This is a genomic window from Burkholderia aenigmatica, assembly GCF_048627025.1.
Lineage (GTDB): Bacteria > Pseudomonadota > Gammaproteobacteria > Burkholderiales > Burkholderiaceae > Burkholderia > Burkholderia aenigmatica.
In genome coordinates, this window is sequence record NZ_CP184469.1 from 2,320,188 (window position 1) to 2,339,953 (window position 19,766).

19 protein-coding genes are annotated in these 19,766 nt (G+C 69.5%); 13 read left to right on the forward strand and 6 right to left on the reverse strand.

Going from position 1 to position 19,766, the window contains the following annotated elements; all coding sequences use genetic code 11:
• Positions 1 to 104 precede the first annotated feature (104 nt).
• Positions 105 to 1,079 carry a PDR/VanB family oxidoreductase gene (locus ACN8ZM_RS27350; RefSeq protein ID WP_420211288.1) on the forward strand — a complete coding sequence of 325 codons (975 nt, stop codon included), beginning with the start codon at positions 105 to 107 and terminating at the stop codon, positions 1,077 to 1,079.
• A gap of 108 nt (positions 1,080 to 1,187) precedes the next feature.
• Here ACN8ZM_RS27350 and ACN8ZM_RS27355 read toward each other — a convergent pair whose 3' ends face one another.
• Positions 1,188 to 2,108, reverse strand: coding sequence for a LysR family transcriptional regulator (locus ACN8ZM_RS27355; RefSeq protein WP_043178263.1), 921 nt, complete (start codon positions 2,106 to 2,108; stop codon positions 1,188 to 1,190).
• A 139-nt stretch (positions 2,109 to 2,247) separates the two neighbouring features.
• On the opposite strand from ACN8ZM_RS27355, the gene ACN8ZM_RS27360 reads away from it, so the two are divergent.
• From ACN8ZM_RS27360 to ACN8ZM_RS27370, 3 genes are all read left to right on the forward strand, one after another.
• A complete protein-coding gene (locus tag ACN8ZM_RS27360; RefSeq protein WP_043178265.1) occupies positions 2,248 to 3,531 on the forward strand; it encodes an aromatic ring-hydroxylating oxygenase subunit alpha in 1,284 nt (427 codons plus the stop codon).
• Positions 3,528 to 4,031: an aromatic-ring-hydroxylating dioxygenase subunit beta gene (locus ACN8ZM_RS27365; protein WP_043179185.1), complete on the forward strand. Its 504-nt coding sequence runs from the start codon at positions 3,528 to 3,530 to the stop codon at positions 4,029 to 4,031. The genes ACN8ZM_RS27360 and ACN8ZM_RS27365 overlap by 4 nt, the downstream gene beginning before the upstream one ends.
• A 179-nt stretch (positions 4,032 to 4,210) precedes the next feature.
• Entirely contained in the window at positions 4,211 to 4,597 is a 387-nt protein-coding gene (locus ACN8ZM_RS27370) for a tautomerase family protein (protein WP_011356091.1), read from the forward strand.
• A 77-nt stretch (positions 4,598 to 4,674) separates the two neighbouring features.
• On the opposite strand, the gene ACN8ZM_RS27375 is transcribed toward ACN8ZM_RS27370, so the two are convergent.
• A complete protein-coding gene (locus ACN8ZM_RS27375; protein WP_420211289.1) occupies positions 4,675 to 6,240 on the reverse strand; it encodes an ATP-binding protein in 1,566 nt (521 codons plus the stop codon).
• Positions 6,241 to 6,406: 166 nt separating this feature from the next.
• On the opposite strand from ACN8ZM_RS27375, the gene ACN8ZM_RS27380 reads away from it, so the two are divergent.
• From ACN8ZM_RS27380 to ACN8ZM_RS27400, 5 genes are all read left to right on the forward strand, one after another.
• On the forward strand, positions 6,407 to 7,600 hold the full coding sequence (locus tag ACN8ZM_RS27380; RefSeq protein WP_420211290.1) for an acyl-CoA dehydrogenase family protein: 1,194 nt from the start codon (positions 6,407 to 6,409) through the stop codon (positions 7,598 to 7,600).
• A gap of 94 nt (positions 7,601 to 7,694) precedes the next feature.
• Positions 7,695 to 8,072, forward strand: a complete 378-nt coding sequence (locus ACN8ZM_RS27385) for a hypothetical protein (RefSeq protein WP_011356094.1) — start codon at positions 7,695 to 7,697, stop codon at positions 8,070 to 8,072.
• A gap of 8 nt (positions 8,073 to 8,080) precedes the next feature.
• A complete protein-coding gene (locus ACN8ZM_RS27390; RefSeq protein ID WP_420211291.1) occupies positions 8,081 to 8,602 on the forward strand; it encodes a nuclear transport factor 2 family protein in 522 nt (173 codons plus the stop codon).
• A gap of 38 nt (positions 8,603 to 8,640) precedes the next feature.
• Positions 8,641 to 9,765, forward strand: coding sequence for an amidase (locus tag ACN8ZM_RS27395; protein WP_420211292.1), 1,125 nt, complete (start codon positions 8,641 to 8,643; stop codon positions 9,763 to 9,765).
• A gap of 59 nt (positions 9,766 to 9,824) precedes the next feature.
• Positions 9,825 to 10,568 carry an SDR family NAD(P)-dependent oxidoreductase gene (locus ACN8ZM_RS27400; protein ID WP_205824756.1) on the forward strand — a complete coding sequence of 248 codons (744 nt, stop codon included), beginning with the start codon at positions 9,825 to 9,827 and terminating at the stop codon, positions 10,566 to 10,568.
• Between the two features lie 46 nt (positions 10,569 to 10,614).
• On the opposite strand, the gene ACN8ZM_RS27405 is transcribed toward ACN8ZM_RS27400, so the two are convergent.
• Positions 10,615 to 11,247, reverse strand: a complete 633-nt coding sequence (locus ACN8ZM_RS27405; RefSeq protein WP_043178278.1) for a response regulator transcription factor — start codon at positions 11,245 to 11,247, stop codon at positions 10,615 to 10,617.
• A 352-nt stretch (positions 11,248 to 11,599) separates the two neighbouring features.
• Here ACN8ZM_RS27405 and hpaC point away from each other — a divergent pair, with 352 nt between their 5' ends.
• Positions 11,600 to 12,145, forward strand: coding sequence for a 4-hydroxyphenylacetate 3-monooxygenase, reductase component (gene hpaC / locus ACN8ZM_RS27410; RefSeq protein ID WP_043179186.1), 546 nt, complete (start codon positions 11,600 to 11,602; stop codon positions 12,143 to 12,145).
• Positions 12,146 to 12,165: 20 nt separating this feature from the next.
• On the opposite strand, the gene ACN8ZM_RS27415 is transcribed toward hpaC, so the two are convergent.
• The 3 genes from ACN8ZM_RS27415 to ACN8ZM_RS27425 form a co-directional block, all read right to left on the reverse strand.
• Positions 12,166 to 13,428, reverse strand: coding sequence for a YbfB/YjiJ family MFS transporter (locus tag ACN8ZM_RS27415; RefSeq protein ID WP_420211293.1), 1,263 nt, complete (start codon positions 13,426 to 13,428; stop codon positions 12,166 to 12,168).
• A gap of 78 nt (positions 13,429 to 13,506) precedes the next feature.
• On the reverse strand, positions 13,507 to 14,016 hold the full coding sequence (locus tag ACN8ZM_RS27420) for a GNAT family N-acetyltransferase (RefSeq protein WP_089453615.1): 510 nt from the start codon (positions 14,014 to 14,016) through the stop codon (positions 13,507 to 13,509).
• 55 nt (positions 14,017 to 14,071) lie between these two features.
• On the reverse strand, positions 14,072 to 15,103 hold the full coding sequence (locus tag ACN8ZM_RS27425) for an AraC family transcriptional regulator (protein ID WP_043178283.1): 1,032 nt from the start codon (positions 15,101 to 15,103) through the stop codon (positions 14,072 to 14,074).
• Positions 15,104 to 15,248: 145 nt separating this feature from the next.
• Here ACN8ZM_RS27425 and ACN8ZM_RS27430 point away from each other — a divergent pair, with 145 nt between their 5' ends.
• From ACN8ZM_RS27430 to ACN8ZM_RS27440, 3 genes are read left to right on the forward strand one after another with little or no spacing between them, the layout of a single operon-like run.
• Positions 15,249 to 15,386, forward strand: coding sequence for a hypothetical protein (locus tag ACN8ZM_RS27430; protein ID WP_420211294.1), 138 nt, complete (start codon positions 15,249 to 15,251; stop codon positions 15,384 to 15,386).
• Between the two features lie 26 nt (positions 15,387 to 15,412).
• Positions 15,413 to 17,128 carry a GMC family oxidoreductase gene (locus ACN8ZM_RS27435; protein ID WP_420211295.1) on the forward strand — a complete coding sequence of 572 codons (1,716 nt, stop codon included), beginning with the start codon at positions 15,413 to 15,415 and terminating at the stop codon, positions 17,126 to 17,128.
• Positions 17,115 to 19,565: a flavin-containing monooxygenase gene (locus ACN8ZM_RS27440; RefSeq protein WP_420211296.1), complete on the forward strand. Its 2,451-nt coding sequence runs from the start codon at positions 17,115 to 17,117 to the stop codon at positions 19,563 to 19,565. The genes ACN8ZM_RS27435 and ACN8ZM_RS27440 overlap by 14 nt, the downstream gene beginning before the upstream one ends.
• The last annotated feature ends 201 nt before the right edge of the window (positions 19,566 to 19,766 follow it).

Below are 19,766 nucleotides of genomic sequence, written 5' to 3' on the forward strand. Positions count from 1 at the left end.
CGCTTTTTAATCGATTTGATTTATGCGATGCCCATCCCTATTCTCGATCGCATGACGGCGCGGTGTCTGCCGCGCCGCGTTTCCCCTACCCCACGGATTTCCCCATGCAAGCGAACCGCCACCAAGTCCGGATCGACGCGCTGATCGACGCGGCGCAGGACATCCGCTGTTTCCGGGTTTCGCGCGTCGACGGCCAGCCGTTCGACGCATACGAACCGGGCGCCCATATCGATGTGACCGCGCCGTCCGGCATCACGCGGCAGTACTCGCTGTGCGGCAACCCCGACGAACGCGGCAGCTACCTGTTCGCGGTGAAGAAGGAAGCGCAGTCGCGCGGCGGCTCGCGTTCGCTGCACGACGACGTGCAGGTCGGCGCCGAGCTGTCGATCGGCGCGCCGCGCAACCTGTTTCGTCTGACGGATGACGCGAGCGAGCACGTGCTGATCGCGGCCGGCATCGGCATTACACCGCTGCTGTCGATGGCGTATGCGCTGCACCAGCGCGGCACGCGTTACCGGCTGCATTATTTCGCCCGCAGCCGCGAGCATGCGGCCTTCGTCGACGAACTGTCGGCCGAGCCGTTCGCGTCGCACGTGACGTTCCACTACGGCATCGAGCCCGACGCGCTCGCGGCCGAGCTGGGCCGCTGCGTCGAATCGGTCGACGCGCACGCCCACGTCTATACGTGCGGCCCGGGGCCGTTCATGGATGCGGTCGTCGCGGCAGCCGCGACGCGCTTGCCCGACGATTCGATCCATCTCGAACGCTTCGCGGCGGAACCGGCCGCCGCCGATGCGGGCGCCGGCCCGGCCGACGGCTTCGAAGTGCGTCTGCAGCGCAGCGGACAATCGGTACGCGTCACGCCCGACACGTCGATCGTCGACGCGCTCGCGCGCATCGGCATCGAGGTCGACACGTCATGCGGCGAAGGCGTGTGCGGCACCTGCATGGTGCCTGTGATCGACGGCGAGCCCGATCATCGCGATCACTGTCTCAGCAAGGCCGAGCGCGCGAGCAACACGGTGATCTGCTGCTGCGTGTCGCGTGCGCGTTCGGCGGTGCTCGTTCTGGATCTCTGACGCACGCGGCGCGAGCGCTGCCGGCTCACGACGTCGCGCACCGTCGAACTGCTCGACGCCCTCGGCCAGCAACGCGCGCATCCCGCGCGTTGCCCTCGTCCTCATCGGTCACGCATCGTCGAACCGCTCGACGAGCTCGACCAGCAGCGTGCGCATCCACGCGTTGCCCTCGTCCTCATGGAAATGCTCGTGCCAGTGCATCGTCACCGGCGCGGGCGGCAACGTGACGGGCAGGTCATACAGGCGAAACGCATTGTCGCGGTTCAGGATCTGCGCAAGCCGCTTCGGCAGCGTCGCGTAGAGATCCGTGACCGACAGCACGCTCGGCAGCGCGACGAAGTGCGGCACTTCGAGCGCGATGTTGCGGCCCACGCCCTGCGTGCGCAGCGCATCGTCGAGCGCGTGGTGGCTGTGCTCGACCGATTTCACGTTGACGTGCGCGGCGCGCACGAACTGGTCGAGGCTCAGCGCGGCGCCGCTCGGCAACCCGCGCCGGCGGCCCGTCATGCACACATAGGTTTCCTCGAACAGCACCTGGTGGCGCGTGCGCGGCATCAGTTCGGGCAGGTTGCCGATCGCGAAATCCAGCCGGCTCGCGCGCAGCGCTTCCTCGATCTCCTCCACCGGCAGCGGCTGCACGCTCAGCGTCACGCGCGGCGCGCGCTCGCGCAGCGCCTGGCAGATCGCCGGCAGGTACGCCATCTCGCCCGCATCCGACAGCGACAGCCGGAACGTGCGCGTGCTGGTGGCCGGATCGAAGCGCTCCGCGTAGCGCAGCGCCACGCGCACCATGTCGAGCGCCTTGCCGACGATGCCCGCGAGCTCGAGCGCGACCGGCGTCGGCTGCATGCCCGAGCGCGTACGCACGAACAGCGGATCGTCGAACAGCGTGCGCAACCGGCCGAGCGAATAGCTGACGGCCGGCTGCGACAGCGCGAGCCGCTCGCCGGCCTTCGTCAGGCTGCGTTCCTCGACGATCGCCTGGAATACGCGCAGCAGGTTCAGATCGAGATGATCGACCGATGTCATCGCAGCCTCCATTATTTGCCGTATTTATTGACTGGATAATTTTAGATCAATTTGACGGATATGTAGTGGAAGACGAGACTGGGTACTCGACACCGCGCGCTGCGCGGCCCGATTTCGCGACTCTTTCCCCACGACAACGATGAGCGACCTTTCCTACCAGACGATCGACACCAGCGCGCTGCACGGTCTCGCGCAACCCGACCGCATCGCGCCCGCGATGTATCACGATCCCGCGCTGTTCGAAGCCGAGCTCGACCGCATCTTCTACCGCACCTGGATCTGGGTCGCGCACGAGAGCGAGCTGCCGAACCCGGGCGACTTCATCACGACGACGATCGGCCGCCAGCCGGTGATCGTCGTGCGCGACAAGACCGGCGAGATCAACGTGCTGCAGAACCGCTGCCGCCATCGCGGCGCGACCGTGTGCGAATCGCACAAGGGCAATGCGAAGGGCTTCACGTGCCCGTATCACAGCTGGTCGTACGCACTCGACGGCACGCTGCGCGCGCTGCCGTACGGCGACGGCTACGAAGGCGTGTGCGAGAAAGGCGACCTGCCGCTCGTGAAGCTGCGCGTCGGCGTGTACCAGGGGCTGATCTTCGCGAGCTTCAACGACGACATCGAATCGCTCGAGGATTTCCTCGGCGGTGCCAAGCCGTGGATCGACCTGTTCATGAAACAGGGCGCCGGCTACCCGATCAAGGCCAACGGCGAGCACAAGTTCAAGTTCAAGGGCAACTGGAAGATCCAGCTCGAGAACACGACCGACCTCTATCACTTCCCGGTCGTGCACAAGTCGTGGATGAAGTCGATCGACGACGAGACGGCCGCCGCGATCACGAGCTTCATGACGAGCGAGGACGCGTTCTGCCGCGGGCTCGGCAACGGCCACAGCCTCGCGGTGCTGATGCCCGAGCTGATCGACCTCGACCAGGACGACGGTGCGCCGCTGCCCGAGCGCTTCGCGCCGCTCGCGGCGAAGCTCGCCGAGCGCCATACGCCGGAAGAAGTGCGCCGCATCGTGCGCTCGCTGATGGGCGTCGGCTTCAACCTGAACCTGTTCCCGAACCTCGCGCTGTCGATGGCGTTCTTCCGCGTGCTGCGGCCGATCTCCGCGAACGAAACCGAGATCCGCCACGTCGCGCTCGCGATGGACGGCGGCCCCGACGAAGCGAACCGCGAGCGGCTGCGCATCCACGAGCACTTCCAGGGCCCGTTCGGCTTCGGCAGCCCCGACGACGCGGAAGCGTGGGAACGCGTCCAACGCGGCGCGCACGCGGGCCCCGACGTGCCGATCCTCGTGAATCGCGGGCTGAACCGCGAGACGACCGCCGCGAACGGCGAAAAGACCGCGCATGCGACCGACGAGACCGGCATGCGCGAGGCCTACCAGCAATGGCGCAAGATGATGGAGCAACAATAATGGACGACCGCAACGCCCTCTTTTCCGAGCAGACCTTCGCCCGCGCGGTCGAATTCGTGTGGCGCGAAGCCGAGATGCTCGACCGCCGCGACTATCGCGCATGGCTCGACCTGTGGGAGCCGGCCGGCCATTACGTGGTGCCGATCGATCCCGATGCGACCGATTTCGCCGCGACGCTGAACTACGTGTTCGACGACCAGGACATGCGCGAGAAGCGCGTGCAGCGGATGGTGTCCGGCTATTCGGCGTCGGCGACCGACGCGGCGCGCACGGTGCGCACCGTGTCGCGCTTCACGCTGGAAAGCGGCAGCGCCGACACCGTCGAACTGAAATCGGCGCAGGTCGTCGTCGCGTACAAGCGCGGCGTCGCGACGCTGTTCGCGGCCGACGTCACGCACAAGCTGCACGTCGACGCCGACGGCGAGATGCGGATCGCTGAAAAGGTCGTGCGCCTGATCGACTCGACCGAAGCGCTCAGCGCAATCGGCTTCCTGCTGTAAGCGGCCGCCGGTTCGCCGTCGCCGTCGCAACGGTGAACCGGTCACCTTCACCTGTAAGCGGCCACCGGTTCGCCATCGCCAACGCAACGGTGAGCCGGCCACCTTCACCTGTAAGCGGCCACCGATTCGCCATCGCCAGCGCAACGGTGAGCCGGCAACCTTCACCTTTCCGGACCACCATGCCCACACTCGAAGTTTTCCTGCCGGCCGGCCATGACGACGCCCGCAAGGCCGAACTGATTGCCCGGCTGACCGGTGCGACCGTCGATTCGATCGGCGCACCGATCGAATCGGTGCGCGTGCTGCTCACCGAATTGCCCGCGACGCACATCGGCCTCGGCGGTCGCAGCGCCGCGGACGGCGCGCCGCCGTCGCTGCCCGTGATCGTCGCGATCCTGATCGCCGGCCGCACCGACGAACAAAAGCGCGCGCTGATCGCCGCGTTGTCGGAGACGAGCGCCAGCGTGCTCGACGCGCCCCTGCAAGCCACCCGCGTGATGATCAAGGACATCCCGAACACCGATTTCGGCATCGGCGGGCAAACCGCACGGGCGCTCGGGCGCTGACCATGCGCTGCGTGCGAGCCTGCCCGCTCATGCGCGACGACCACCGGGCCGCAGCAGCGCCATGCGCGCCGCCGCGCCTACGCGCTTGCGTTCGCGTGCGTACCGGCGAGCGGCAGCGTCACGCGGCAGTCGAGCCCGCCGCCCTCGGCCGGGCTCGCGCCGATCCGGCCGCCGTGGCGCGTCACGATGCTCTTGCACAGCGACAGCCCGATTCCGTTGCCGCCGGCCTTCGACGACGAGAAGCCGTCGAACAGCCGGTCGTGCGCGCCGGCCGCGATGCCCGGGCCGTTGTCGATCGCGCGCAGCTCCGCATGCCCGCCGACATTCGCGGTGCCGAGCGTCAGCGTGCGCGGCACACGTTCGCAACCGGCGAACGCCTCGATCGCATTGAACGCGAGATTCAGGATCACCTGCCCGATCAGCACGCGCTCGCAGCGGATCGGCAGCGGTGCGTCGGCCTGCACGATCGCAACCGTCACGCCAGCCTCCTTCGCGCGCAGCTCGATGAAATACGCGACGTCCGCGAGGATGTCGCGCAGGTCGGCGAGCGCGACGACCGGCTCGCGCTTCACGATGAACTCGCGCACGCTCTTGATGATCAGCGCCGCATGCTCGGCCTGCCGGTCGGCGCTGCGCAGCCCCCAGATCGCGTCGTCGATCGCGCCGCGCCCGTTCAACCGCTGCACCGCGCCCTCGATGAAATTGCGCACGGCCGCGAGCGGCTGGCTCAGCTCGTGCGCGATCACGCTCGCCATCTCGCCCATCGCGTTGTAACGGCCCGCGTGTTCGAGCATGCGTGCTTCGGCGCGGCGGGCGTCCTCGATCGCGACTTCGTCGCTCACGTCACGGAACTGCACGAGCAGCCCGTCGAGATCGTCCTCGATCTCGACCTGCCGGCACAGGATGCGCAGCCAGCACGTCGAGCCGTCGCGCCGCACGATCCGGTAGCGCTGCGGCGCGGATGGATACGCGGACGGCGCATCGCGCAGCTGCGCGACGAGCCGGTCGCGATCGGCCTCGGAGCAGTAGTCGAGCACCTCGCCGAGCGCTTCGTCGGGCGCGAGCCCGAGCACGCGGCGGCCCGACTCGCTGATGAACTGCACGCCGCCGTGCGGCGTGACGACCGCGATGCCTTCGTCGAGATCCTGCATGAACTCGCGCAGCCGCGCCTCGTAGCGGCGCAGTTGCTGGCGCACCGCCTCTTCCGCGCTGATGTCGCGGAACTGCACCATCACGACGTCGCGCCCGCGCAGCGGCACGTAGGTGGCGGTCGCCTCGGACAGCATGTCGACGCCCGTGCGCGACCGGTAGCACCACTCGTACACCTGCGGCCCGTCGACGAGCGCGCGATCCCACGCACTCACCGCGATCTCGCGCTGGTATTTCGGTTCGGGGCGCGTCATGTCCGGCGCCTTCAGCGGCAGCAGTTCCTCGACGGAAAAACCGAGCGCGATGCACGCGGCGCGGTTCGCCCACACGATCGCCTTGGTATGCGCGTCGTGCAGCAGCACGCAGGTCGTCAGCGCGTCGAGCAGCCGGTGGAAATCGTCGTCGTCGGGGAAACTCATGATCGGCTTCGGATGAGGCCGCGCGGCATCGCGCGACCGGAAACCCAACATAGCACCGGCGCGCGCCGCCCGCATCTGAAGATTTCTTTAGTGCGGCACGGAACGTCACCAGTCGCACGGCCCAACGCACCAATTGCTGCGCGTTTTCGGCGTTTCTAGACTGGTTGCATCGTCGTGCCGCTTTCCGCGCGGCATGCATGCCACCCCGAATTCGAACCCCAATCCGCCCCAGGAGACAGCCATGCCCCACGCCGCCCTCGCCCTCGACTCCGCACCGAGCGCCCCCCACGCGGCCAGCGAACCGGCCGCCCGGCTGTCGCCGCTCGACGCCGTGATCGAGACCGTCGCCGCGCGCCGCGAAGAATTCGACCGCCTGTCGCACGTGCCGCGCGACGTGATCGCGCTGTTCAAGCAGGCCGGCATCTATCGCGCCGGCACGCCGCGCCGCTTCGGCGGCGATGCGCTCGCGCCGACCGCGTTCCTCGACATGATCGAACGGATCGCGACCGCCGACGGTTCCGCCGCGTGGGTCGCGAGCTTCGGCTCCGCGAACGTCTATCTGGCCGCGCTGCCGCTCGAGACCCAGGCCGAGCTGTATGCGAGCGGCCCCGACCAGGTGTTCGCGGGCGGCCTGTTTCCGGTGCAGCCGGCCCAGCCCGCGCCGGGCGGCTGGCGCGTGAACGGCACGTGGAAATTCGCGAGCGGCTGCAAGGGCGCCGACTGGCTCGGCGTCGGCATCGCGGTGCCGGGCGCACAGGACGCCGCGCCGAACAAGCCGCGCACGGCCGTGTTTCGCGCCGACCAGGTCGAGATCGTCGAGAACTGGAGCGTGGTCGGCATGCAGGGCACCGGCAGCCACGACCTGCGCGTCGACGACCGCTTCGTGCCTGAAGCATGGACCTTCGTGCGCGGCGGCGAGCCGACCGTCGACGAGCCGCTGTACCGCTACCCGACCGTCGCGTATGCGGCGCAGGTGCTCGCCGTCGTGAACCTCGGCCTCGCGCGCGCGGCGCTCGACGTCGTGAACCGGATGTCGGGCGGCCGGCAGACGACGACCGGCGCACCGCGTCTCGCCGATCGCGCGTACTACCGCATCGAACTCGCGAAGGCCGAGGCGCAACTGCGCTCGGCGCGCGCGTTCTTCTACGACGCGACCGACGGCGTGTGGCAATCGATCCTCGCCGGCAACCCGGTGACGCCCGACCAGGTCAGCCTGCTGCGGCTCGCGGCCACGCAGATCGCACGCGAAGGCGCGAGCGTCGTCGAACGCGCGTACCGCCTCGGCGGCACGGCGGCGATCTATCGCACGCACCCGCTGCAGCGGCTGCTGCGCGATGCCATGGTCGTCACGCAGCACGCGTTTCTCGGCGAAGGCAACTTCGACGGCGCGGGCGCGGTGTTCACCGGCGTCACGCCGTTTCCCGGCTATCTGTAACCTGCATCGACCGAATTTTTTTTAACACGCATGAAGCCGAAGCGCCGTCGCTGGCCGGTTCATGCACCCCACCGATTCCTCTGGAGAACCTCACATGTCCGATTCCAATCCGCTGCCGCTGCGCGTCCTGTTCTGCTGCGGCGTGTCGCAAAACTTCTTCGACCTGCCGCGCGAGAAGATCGGTGAAGTGTGGCAGGCGTACGGCGCGATGCTCGCGGCCGTCGAAGCGATGCCCGGCGTGCGCGTGCTCGGCGTGATGGACGACGACCGCCTCGTGGTCGGCCAGGCCGACGGCGCGCCGTGGACCTTCTACATCATGGCCGACGTCGCCGACTTCGACACGACGGTCGCCGTGTGCAACCTGTACCGCACGACGCCGGTCGGCGAATACAACCTGTGGCGCTACGGCAAGATCGAAGCGCGCGTCGGCCGCGCGCTGACGGTGCCGCCGGCCGCGAAGCCCGCCGCGTGAGGCGCGCGATGACCGACCTGTCTCCCGGCCTGATCGATGCGCTCGCACAGCGCCTGGCAGCGCTCGACGCCGAGCGCGCGGTGCGCGCGACGATCACGCGCTACATGGCGCTGTGCGACGTGCCCGAGGATGCCGGCGACGGCCCGTCGCTCGCCGAGCTGTTCACCGCCGATGCCGTATGGGAAGGCATCGGCCCGCAGTACGCGCACAAGTTCGGCCGCCTCGAAGGCACGGCCGCGATCATCGCGATGCTGGGCCGCTACCTGCCGCCCGATCCGCATTTCTCGGCCAACCTGCATTTCCTGACCTCGGAGTCGATCGAGATCGGCGCCGGCAACGCGAGCGCGCGCGGCCGCTGGATCATGCTGCAGGCGTCGCGTTATGCCGATGGCACGGCGGAACTGATCGCCGCGCGGCTGACCGTCGATTTCGCGCCAGCTGGCGACGGTTCGACCTGGCTGATCCACCACTTCCGCACCGAACGCGTGCTCGACGGCCCGTGGCCGCTCGCTGCCGCGCCACGGTCCTGATTCCCGATGCTTTCCAACGCTTGCTCACGATACCGACCATGACAGGCTTCATCGACACCTTTACGCTCGGCGGCCCCGGCCCCACGATCGCGATCAAGGACACGATCGACATCGCGGGCCATCCGACCCGCGCGGCGAGCCGCGCGCTCGCCGATGCACCGCCGGCGGAACAACACGCGGACGTCGTCCGCCTGCTGCTCGACGCCGGCTGGCAGATCGCCGGCAAGGCGAACATGCACGAGCTCGCGTTCGGCATGACCGGCATCAACGACTACACGGGCACGCCCGTCAATCCGCAGGATGCGACGCGCATTCCGGGCGGCTCGTCGAGCGGTTCCGCATCGCTCGTCGGGCTCGGCACGGTCGACGCGGCGCTCGGCACCGACACGGGCGGCTCGATCCGCGGGCCGGCCGCCTGCTGTGGCGTGGCCGGGCTGAAGCCGACGTTCGGCCGCGTGTCGCGGCGCGGCGTCGCCCCGGCCGTCACCACGCTCGATTGCGTCGGGCCGTTCGCGCGCGATATCCGCACGCTGGTCGCGGTGATGGCCGCGATCGCGCCGGGCTTCGATCGCGCGCAAGCGGCGGCCTCTGCCGCGGGCTGCACGGTCGCGCACATCACGGTCGACGCCGATCCGGCGATCGCCGCCGCGCTCGACGCGGCCGTGCGCGCGTCGGGCCTGCGTTCGCACGCGGTCGTGCTCGACGAAATGCCCGCGTCATTCGCGGCGGGACTCACCGTGATCAATGCGGAAACGTCGCGCGCGTTCGGCCATCTGGTCGCGACCGGCCAGCTCGGCGCCGATCTCGATGCGCGCTTGCGCACGGCCGCCACGACGACGCCTGCCGCCCTCGCGGAAGCCGAAGCCGTCCGCGCACGCTTCACCGCGCAGGTCGACGCCGCGCTCGAACACGCGGACGTGCTCGTGCTGCCGACGCTGCCCGCGCTGCCGATCACGCTGCAGCAGGCACGCGACGGCGTGTCGGTGATCGCGATGTCGTCGCTGATCCGGCCGTTCAACCTGAGCGGCCATCCGGCGCTCAGCCTGCCGCTGCCGCTGGCCGGTTCGCCGCTGAAGGCTGGCCTGCAGATCGTCGGGCGCAAGGGCGCCGACGAGCAGGTCTGCGCGATCGCGGCACATTTCGAGGCGGCACTCGCCGCATGAATCACGATGCGGGCGCGGCGGCACGCTGCACGCGCCCGCGAACCAGGGAAATACGCACCATGTCAGACCGAGTCGTCCTCGTCACCGGCGCCGCGCGCGGGCTCGGCGCCGTCATCGCCGAACGCTTTCATGCGGCCGGCTACCGCGTCGCGCTGGCCGATATCGCCGCCGACGCCATTCAGGCGCATGCACGCGAACTCGACCCGAGCGGCGAACGCGCGATCGCGCTGCCGCTCGACGTCACGTCGAAACGCGATTTCGAAGCCGCGCGCGATGCGCTCGTCGCGCGCTGGGGCACGATCGACGTGCTGGTGAACAACGCGGGCGCATCGAAGGTCGTGCCCGCGATGGAGATCACGGCCGAGCAGTTCGACCAGGTGATCGACGTGAACCTGCGCAGCGTGCTGTTCGGCTGCCAGGTGTTCGGCCAGTTCTTCGCGACCCGCGGCGCGGGCCGTATCGTCAACATCGCGTCGCTCGCCGGGCAGAACGGCGGCTCGGCGACGGGCGCGCACTACGCGGCCGCGAAAGGCGGCACGCTGACGCTGACCAAGGTGTTCGCGCGCGATCTCGCCGCACAGGGCGTGACCGTCAACGCGATCTCGCCGGGCCCGCTCGATCTGCCGATCGTCCATGAAAGCGTCGCGCCGGAGAAGCTGCGCCAGGTGCTCGCGAGCCTGCCGGGCGGCAAGCTCGGCTCGGCCGGCTTCGTTGCGGATGCGGCCGTGCTGCTCGCGTCGGGCGACGCGCATTTCGCGAACGGCGCATGCTGGGACATCAACGGCGGGTTGTACATGCGCTGAGCGTCGAGCGTTGCGTGCGGCGCTTCGCGGAAGCGCCGGCGAGGCCCTATCGCGACGACTCGCCGTCGTCGCCCCACACGACCATCACGTCGCGCACGAGCGCGGCGATCGACGTCGCGCCGAGCTTCTCCTTGATGCTCGCGCGATGCACGTCGACGGTCTTCACGCTGATCGACAGATCCGACGCGATCTGCTTGCTGCCCTTGCCGTCCACCACGCCGCGCAGCACTTCCTTCTCGCGCGCGGTCAGCGCATCGAGCCGCTGGCGCAGCTCGCGGTGACGCTGGCTGACCGCATGCCGTTGCTGCGCGAGCCGCAGCGCGCGTTGCACGCGCTCGAGCATCTGTTGCGAGTTGTACGGCTTCTCGACGAAATCGATCGCGCCGTTCTGCAGCGCGCGCACGGACATCGGAATATCGCCGTGCCCGCTGACGAAGATCACCGGCAGCGTCGCGCCACGCGCGTTCAGTTCCGCCTGCACGTCGAAGCCGCTCTTCTCCGGCATCCGGACGTCGAGCACCAGGCACGCCGGCAGGTTCACGTCGAAGCGAGCGAGAAAATCGGTGGCGTTCGCGAATCCCTCGGACGCGATGCCGACCGATTCGAGCAGCCACGCGAGCGACGTCCGCATGCCGTTGTCGTCGTCGACGATGTATACGATCGGTGCGGGTGACGTCATCGCGGGTGTCTCACTGAATATCGGTATGGGTATCGCACGCGCCGCATACGGGGCCGGGTTCCGGCTCGTCGCGCGCGTCGTTCGCTGGGGTGTGCGGCACATCATAACGAGCCGAAAACCCGCTGAAAACCCCTTCACGGGCCGCATGAACGTGCAATCTCGATTTTTTTCGCGCGGTATGCCGCGCATCTAGGTAGAACCTTTAGACGCGTTGGCGAGAACGCCATCTCCATCGTCAATCGTGCGAATGGTCGCCGGCATTTTCGCGACGTACGCTTGGATCATCGTCGGCGATCCGGCGCTGCACCGGCAGCGCCGCACGACCGCCGCTTTCGTCCACTCAGGAGCGCCCATGTCTTCCACGACCGATATCCAGCGACCGGCTCGCGTCGAACCGACCGACGCGCAGAAGGCCTTCCGCCAGGCGATGGCCCACCTCGGCGCGGCCGTCAACGTGATCACCACCGCCGGGCCGCACGGCCGCTGCGGGATCACCGCGAGCGCCGTGTGCTCCGTCACCGACACGCCGCCGACGCTGCTCGTGTGCCTCAACCGGTCGAGCGCGATGCGTGCAACGTTCGAACGCAACCGCCATGTCTGCATCAACGTGCTGCCAGCCGAACACGAGCAACTCGCGCGGCATTTCGCGGGGCTCACCGACCTGTCGATGGAACGGCGCTTCGATCTGCCGGTGTGGGATCGCGGCGAGCAGGACGTGCCCGTGCTGCGCGACGCACTCGCGAGCCTGCAGGGCACGATCGCCGACATGAAGGAAGTCGGCTCGCATTCGGTGATGTTCATCGAGGCGACGTCGATCCGCGTACGCGACGACGGTGACAGCCTGATCTACTTCAGCCGTGCGTTTCATCGCGTGTCGCGCACGGCCTGCGTGCGATGAATGGCGCGTGGCGCGCGTGACTACGCGGCGGCCCGCAACGCGCGCTGCCCGGCCGCGAGCGCGGCGCCCGCGAACAGCGTCAGCGCCGAATACACGAGCCCGCGCGCGAGCCCCGCGCTGTCCGACACCCAGCCGATCGCGACCGGCCCGGCGATCTGCCCGAACGCAAAGACCGTCGTGAACGCGCTGATCCCTTTCGCCCAGCCGTCGGGCGGCAGGTTGTGGCGCACGAAGGCCGTCGTCGACGCGACGGCCGACAGGAACGTCGCGCCGAACAGCACGCCCGACGCGAACGCGGCCACCGGATGCACGAACATCGCCGGCATCAGCGTCGCGATGCCGAGCAGCGCGTTGAGCACGGCGAGCGCCTGGCCGCCGCGCATCCGGTCGAGCAGCCCCGACCACAGCCGCGCCGACACGACGGTCGCGACGCCGAGCATCACGTAGAACGCGGCGACCACCGTGCCGCTCATCCCCGCGCCGCGCAGCAGCGCGACGATGAACGTCATGTAGCCGATGTAGCCCACGCCGAACAGGCCGTAGCCGGCCAGCGCGAGTGCGAAGCGCACGGGGCTCGCGGTTGCGGCCGGCACCGCGCCGTCGCGCGGCACGGTCGGTGCCGCGTGAACGTGCTCGATACGGCGTGCAGCCGACACGGCCACCGCAGAAAACAGCACGCACGCGCACGCGAGCGCGAACCACGCGGGCTGCCAGCCATGGACACCCTGCGTCAGCGTGGCCGGCACGAGCAGTGACGATGCGACGATGCCCCATCCCGTGCCGCCGTAATAGAGCCCGAGCAACAGCCCCGCATCGCGCGGCGACGCCGACGCGAGCCGCGCGGCCAGCACGCCGCCGCTGATGAAGATCAGTGCGCTGCCGACGCCGGTCGCGAGCCGCTGCACGAGCAGCGCGTGCATGCCGGACGTGACCCCGCACGCGGCCATCAGCAACGCGGTCAGCACGCATCCGGCCGCCAGCAGCGAGCCTGCTCGCCAGCGCCGCGACAGCAACGGAAACGCGAGTGCACCGACCAGGTAGCCGGCCGCGTTCGCGGTGTTCAGCGCGCCGGCCTGCGCGAACGTCCAGCCGAGATCGGCCTTCATCGGCGGCAGCAGCAGCGCGTACGAAAAGCGCGCGAGGCCGAGCGCGATCGCGCTGCCGAGCGACAGGCCGATCGCGAGCCGCCACGCGGCCATGCGATCGGGGTCACGGTCGGGGCCGGTCGCACCGCCGTCCCGCCCCGGCGGGACGGCGTGCTCCGGTGGCGGCGCTACACGCATCGGGTCGTCTCCATCGTTGTTCGTGTGGCGGCTGTCGGGTAGACAGCGCGTTCACCGTCTGACGAAACCGCGGCGTACTCAGGCTTCAGTGGCCCCCGTGTCGCCGAGCCACTTATACATCACGAGGCAGTCGACGAAGCCGAGCCGCGCGTGACGGTACGCACGCGGCAGGCGGCCGACGATGTCGAATCCCAGCTTCTGCCACAGCGCGACCGCCACCTCGTTCGTCGACACCACCGAATTGAACTGCATCGCGAGGAAGCCGCGCTCGCGCGCGACCTGCTGCGAGTGCTCGCACATCAGGCGCGCCACGCCCCGGCCCCGCGCGGCCTCGCTCACCATGTAGCCGCAATTGCACACGTGGTTGCCGGGGCCGGCCGCATTCGCCTTCAGGTAGTACGAGCCAAGCACCACGCCGTCCTCTTCGGCGATCCACGTGCAGAGCGGCGCGTCGAGCCACAGCGCGCGCGCCGCCTCGGGTGTCGGCTCCGGATCGAATGCATAGGTTTCCTGAGCAGCGACGATGGCGCGGTAGCTCGGCCAGAAGCGCGGGAAATCGTCGTGGGTCATCGGGCGAATCGTGATCATGCAGTGTCTCTCGTGATTGGAATGTCGGCAGGAACGCCAGCGATCGTACCGTGATTCACGGATGGCCGCTGTCCCGTTGCGCCGCGCTGCGATACGCACCCGGCGGCACGCCGTACCAGCGCTTGAATGCCTGCGAAAAACTCGACAGGTCGCTGAAGCCGAGCCGCTCGGCCACCTCCGCGAGCGACAGGCGCGCATCGCCGAGCAGCGTCTCGGCCATCGCGCCGCGCGCCTGCGCGAGCAGCGCCCGGAACGTCGTGCCCTCCTCCTGCAGCCGGCGCTTGAGCGTGCGCGGGCTCGTGTTCATCAGCCGTGCCATGTCCTCGAGCGAGAACGGCGCGGAGCCGGGCGTCGCGGTCAGGTACTGGCGCACCATCTCCGACGTGCCCACGCGCGCGCGTCGCGCATCGAGCAGCTGGCCGCACATCTGCTCGCACATCGACACCGTCAGCGGATTCGCATGCGGCAGCAGCCGGTCGAGAAACACGCGGTCGAAGGCGAGGCTGTTCGCGCGCGCCGAGAAAGCGGGTTCGACGCCGGCGATGCGCGGCACCGGCGCGGACGGTACGCGCGTCGCCTGCACCGTGAAGCGCGACAACGCGAAAGCGTCGCCGCCGATTTCCTGCAGCAGCACGGCCGCGGCCGTCATGTCGCGCTCGACGAGGAACCGGCTCAGTGCGCCATCGAGTTCCGGCGCGCCGAAATTGAGCACGCACGTTCCGTCTTCCTCGCGGTACGTGATGACGGTGAACGCATAGGTGAGCGGCAGGAAACGCATCGCCAGCGCAAGCGCGTCGCGCGCGCTCGCGCTGGCGATCAGCCCGTAGCCCCACACGCCGTAGGCGGAGAAATGGTAGCGCTGGCCCACCTCGAACCCGAGGCCCTGCGCGCGCCCGAGCGCGCGCAGCAGGTTGCCGGTCAGCCGCAGCTCCTGCGCGGCCGTCACCTCGACCTTCGGATCGTCGAGCTGCGCGTCCGCGAGCCCGGTGCCGGCCAGCAGCGTCGTGTGCGGCACACCGCGTTCGTCGCCGAAATCGACCAGCAGCCGGGCGCTGGCCGGACTCCGGGTGAAATCCCAGAAGCTCATGCGGAGAAACCCTCGAAGCGCCAATTTGGCCCAAATACTAAAACAATTGTCCCGAAGCAGCATTGGTGTTTTCCCATGCGGCCAGCACCATCGGCGTCATCCAGTCGTCATCCGAACGACCCCATCGCCCTCCGGAGGAGACACCATGCGACAACGTCGCCCGACCGATACCGCAGCCCGCTTCGCACGCCAGCGCGCCGCGTTCGCCCGCGATCCCGCCCCGCCGCTCGCGATCCGCCCGCCGCACCTCGCCCGCCGGTGCGCGCCGCCGCGCCCCGCCTGATCCATCGACCATCTGAGGACGATTCCATGAGCAAGACTTTCGACTACATCGTCGTCGGCGGCGGTTCGGGCGGCTGCGTCGTCGCCGGGCGGCTGACCGAAGACCCGGCCGTGACCGTCTGCGTGCTCGAGGCCGGCGGCCGCGGCGACGGCACGCTCGTCAACGTGCCGACCGGCGCGGTCGCGATGATGCCGACCCGCATCAACAACTGGGCCTTCGACACGGTGCCGCAGCCGGGCCTCGGCGGGCGCATCGGCTATCAGCCGCGCGGCAAGATGCTCGGCGGTTCGTCGGGCATCAATGCGATGGTCTATATCCGCGGCCATCGCGTCGACTACGACGGCTGGGCCGCGCTCGGCAACGAAGGCTGGGGCTACGACGACGTGCTGCCGTACTTCCGCCTGAGCGAGCACAACGAGCGCTTCGACGACGCGTGGCACGGCCGCGACGGCCCGCTGTGGGTGAGCGACCTGCGCACCGGGAACCCGTTCCATGCGCGCTACCTGGAAGCCGCGCAGCAGGCCGGCCTGCCGCTCACCGACGATTTCAACGGCGCGCAGCAGGAAGGCATCGGTCTCTACCAGGTCACGCAGAAGCACGGCGAACGGTGGAGCGCGGCGCGCGCGTACCTGCTGCCGCACGTCGGCCGCCGCGACAACCTGACGGTCGAGACGCACGCGCAGGTGTTGCGCATCCTGTTCGACGGCACGCGCGCGATCGGCGTCGAGGTGCGGCAGCATGGCGAGGTCCGCACGCTGCGCGCACGGCGGGAAGTCGTGCTCGCGGCCGGCGCGCTGCAGACGCCGCAGCTGCTGATGCTGTCGGGCGTCGGCCCGGGCCGCGAACTCCAGCAGCACGGCATCGCCGTGCACGCCGACCTGCCCGGCGTCGGCCGCAACCTGCAGGATCATCCGGATTTCATCTTCGGCTATCGCACGCGCAGCGTCGACACGATGGGCGTGTCCGCGCGCGGCGGCCTGAGGATGCTGCGCGAGCTTGCGCGTTTTCGCCGCGAACGGCGCGGCATGCTGACGTCGAATTTCGCGGAAGGCGGCGGCTTCCTGAAGACCCGCGCCGAGCTCGATGCACCGGACATCCAGCTGCACTTCGTCGTCGCGCTCGTCGACGATCACGCGCGCAAGCTGCATGCCGGCCACGGGCTGTCGTGCCACGTGTGCCTGCTGCGGCCGCGCAGCCGCGGCTCGGTCACGCTCAACGGCACCGATCCGCTCGCGGCGCCGCGCATCGATCCCGCGTTCTTCGACGATCCGCGCGACCTCGACGACATGGTCGCGGGCTTCCGCCTCACGCGCCGGCTGATGGAAGCGCCGGCGCTTGCCGGCTGGACCACGCAGGACCTGTTCACCGCGAACGTCCACACCGACGATGAAATCCGCGACGTGCTGCGGCGGCGCACCGACACCGTGTATCACCCGGTCGGCACGTGCCGGATGGGGCACGACGCGCTCGCCGTCGTCGATCCGCAACTGCGCGTGCGCGGCCTGCAGGGGCTGCGGATCGTCGATGCATCGATCATGCCGACGCTCATCGGCGGCAACACCAACGCACCGACGATCATGATCGCCGAGAAGGCCGTCGACCTGATTCGCGGCACGTGCCGCACACCCGCGCGGCCGCAGGGCGAAACCGTCAGCATAACGACGAATCCTGCCCCCGTTCCTGCATCGCGCAGCGCGCACGATGCCGTCCAGCCTGAGGAAACCCACCATGTCGTCGCGTGACGCAATCCGCCTGACCGAATCCGCCGCACCGCTCGCGGCGATCATCATCGGCGCCGGCTTCGCCGGCATCGGCATGGCAGTCGCGCTGCAACGCGCCGGCATCCACGATTTCGTGATCGTCGAACGCTCGCACGACGTCGGCGGCGTGTGGCGCGACAACAGCTACCCGGGCGCCGCCTGCGACGTGCCCTCGCACCTGTACTCGTTCTCGTTCGAACCCAATCCGGCGTGGTCGCGCGTGTTCGCGCCGCAGCCCGAGATCCATGCGTACCTGCAGCATTGCGCGCGCAAGTACGGCCTCGCGCGCTACCTGCGCTTCGGCGCCGAAGTCCAGCAAGCACGCTACGACGAAGCCGCCGCGCTGTGGCGCGTCGCGCTCGCCGACGGCACGACGCTGAGCGCCGCCGTGCTCGTCAGCGGCACCGGCCAGTTGAGCCGCCCCGCGATGCCCGACCTGCCCGGCATCGACACGTTCCGCGGCCGCGCCTTCCACTCCGCGCACTGGGATCACGACTATTCGCTTACGGCCAAGCGCGTCGCGGTGGTCGGCACCGGCGCGTCGGCGATCCAGTTCGTCCCCGCGATTGCCGGCGACGTGCAGCGCCTGGTCGTGTTCCAGCGTTCGCCGGCCTACGTGATGCCGCGCCCCGACCGCGCGTACCGCCCGTGGGAGAAGGCGCTGTTTCGCCGGCTGCCGTGGGCGATGAAGCTGCATCGCGCGTCGATCTACCTGCGCTACGAATCGCGTGCGATCGCGTTCACGCGCCTGCACAAGATCATGAAGGTCGCGGTCGGCCGGCCGTTCCACAAGCTGCTCGCGCGCGACGTGCCGGACCCGTTGCTGCGTGCGCGGCTCACGCCCGACTACCCGATCGGCTGCAAGCGCATCCTGCTGTCGAGCGACTACCTGGCCGCGATGAGCCGCGACAACGTCGAGCTCGTCACGCAGCGGATCCGGCGCGTCACGGAGGACGGCATCGAGACCGCCGACGGCGTGCATCATCCGGTCGATGCGATCGTCTACGGCACGGGGTTCGCGGCGACCGAGTTCCTGTCGCCGATGCGCATCACGGGCCGCGACGGGCTCGACCTGAACGACGCATGGCGGCGCGGCGCGCAGGCGTATCTCGGGCTCACCGTGCCCGGTTTTCCGAACTTCTTCATGCTGTACGGCCCGAACACCAACCTCGGCCACAACTCGATCGTCTACATGCTCGAAAGCCAGATCGCGCACGTGATGCGCTGCCTGCGCACGATGCAGCGCGACGGCGCGCGCGAAATCGACGTCGATGCGCGCCGCTACCGGCGCTTCAACGTGCATGTGCAGCAGCGGCTCGAAGGATCGGTGTGGAACAGCTGCAAGAGCTGGTACGTCGATGCGTCGGGACACAACAGCACGAACTGGCCGGGCTTCACGCTGACCTACCGGTGGATCACCCGCTTCACCGGGATGGCCGCCTACCGCTTCACGCATCCGCTGCCCGAATCGGTCGCACCGACGCGCGACGTCGTGGTCGCGCCGCCCGCCGGCCGGCTGGAGGCCCTCGCCGCCGCTTCGCTGCGCGGCTTCCTGCGCGTCGCGTTCCGGCCGCTGATCGGGCCGCCGTTCGGCGCGCGCATGCAGCGCCGCGTCGTCGCGCTGCTGTCGCCGCTGATGCCGGGCACGGGCGGCACGCTGCGCTACCGTACGTCCGCGCATCGCGTGCCGGTCGAAGTCGTTGCGCCGAAGCGCGGCGACACGGGCGGCGCGATCCTCTATCTGCACGGCGGCGCATTCTGTCTCGGCGGGCCGCATACGCATCGCGGCGTGACGACGCGGCTCGCGCACGATGCCGGCCTGCCGGTGTGGGTGCCCGACTACCGGCTGGCCCCCGAGCATCCGAGCCCGGCCGCGCTCGACGATGCGCTGGCCGTCTATGACGCGATGCGCGCGCAGGGCCATGCGCCGCACCGGATCGTGATCGCGGGCGATTCGGCCGGCGGCGCGCTGGCGCTGGCACTGGCCATCGCGCTGCGCGAGCGCGGCGAGCCGGCCGCCGCCGCGCTGCTGCTGATCTCGCCCGTGACCGATCCGGCGCTCGGCGGCGCGACGCTGGCTTCGCGCCGCCACGACGATCCGATGATTCGCCGCGGCTGGCTCGAGCAGGGGCTGCGCTGGTATCACGGCGCCGGTTCGGTGGCGGCCCGCGGCCCGCTCGACACCGACCTGCGCGGTTTGCCGCCGATGCTCGTCCAGGCCGGCGACCAGGAGGTGCTGCTGTCGGATGCGCAGCGGCTGGCCCGTCATGCGCAGGCCTGTGGCGTGCCGTGCAAGCTGGAGATTCATGCGGCACGCTGGCATGTGTTTCATCTGCAGGCGTTTTACCTGCGCTCGGCGCGGGATGCGTTGCGGACGCTGGCGGGGTTTGCGGCGGAGCGGGTGGCGGAGACGGCGTGACGATGACGCAGTCATGCGCCGCGATCGGGGCCGTGGTTCGCGGCGTCCCCGATCGGGCACACGACGCATGCGCCGTCACCGGGCCCGCTTGCCGCGAAGCGACGCCGTCTTGCGAAAACCAGCCGTTTATTTTTTTCTGTCGCATGCGGCCGTCATGATTTCCCGCAAGCCCCGGCGCGCCGCCGGGGTTCCCCCACCCTC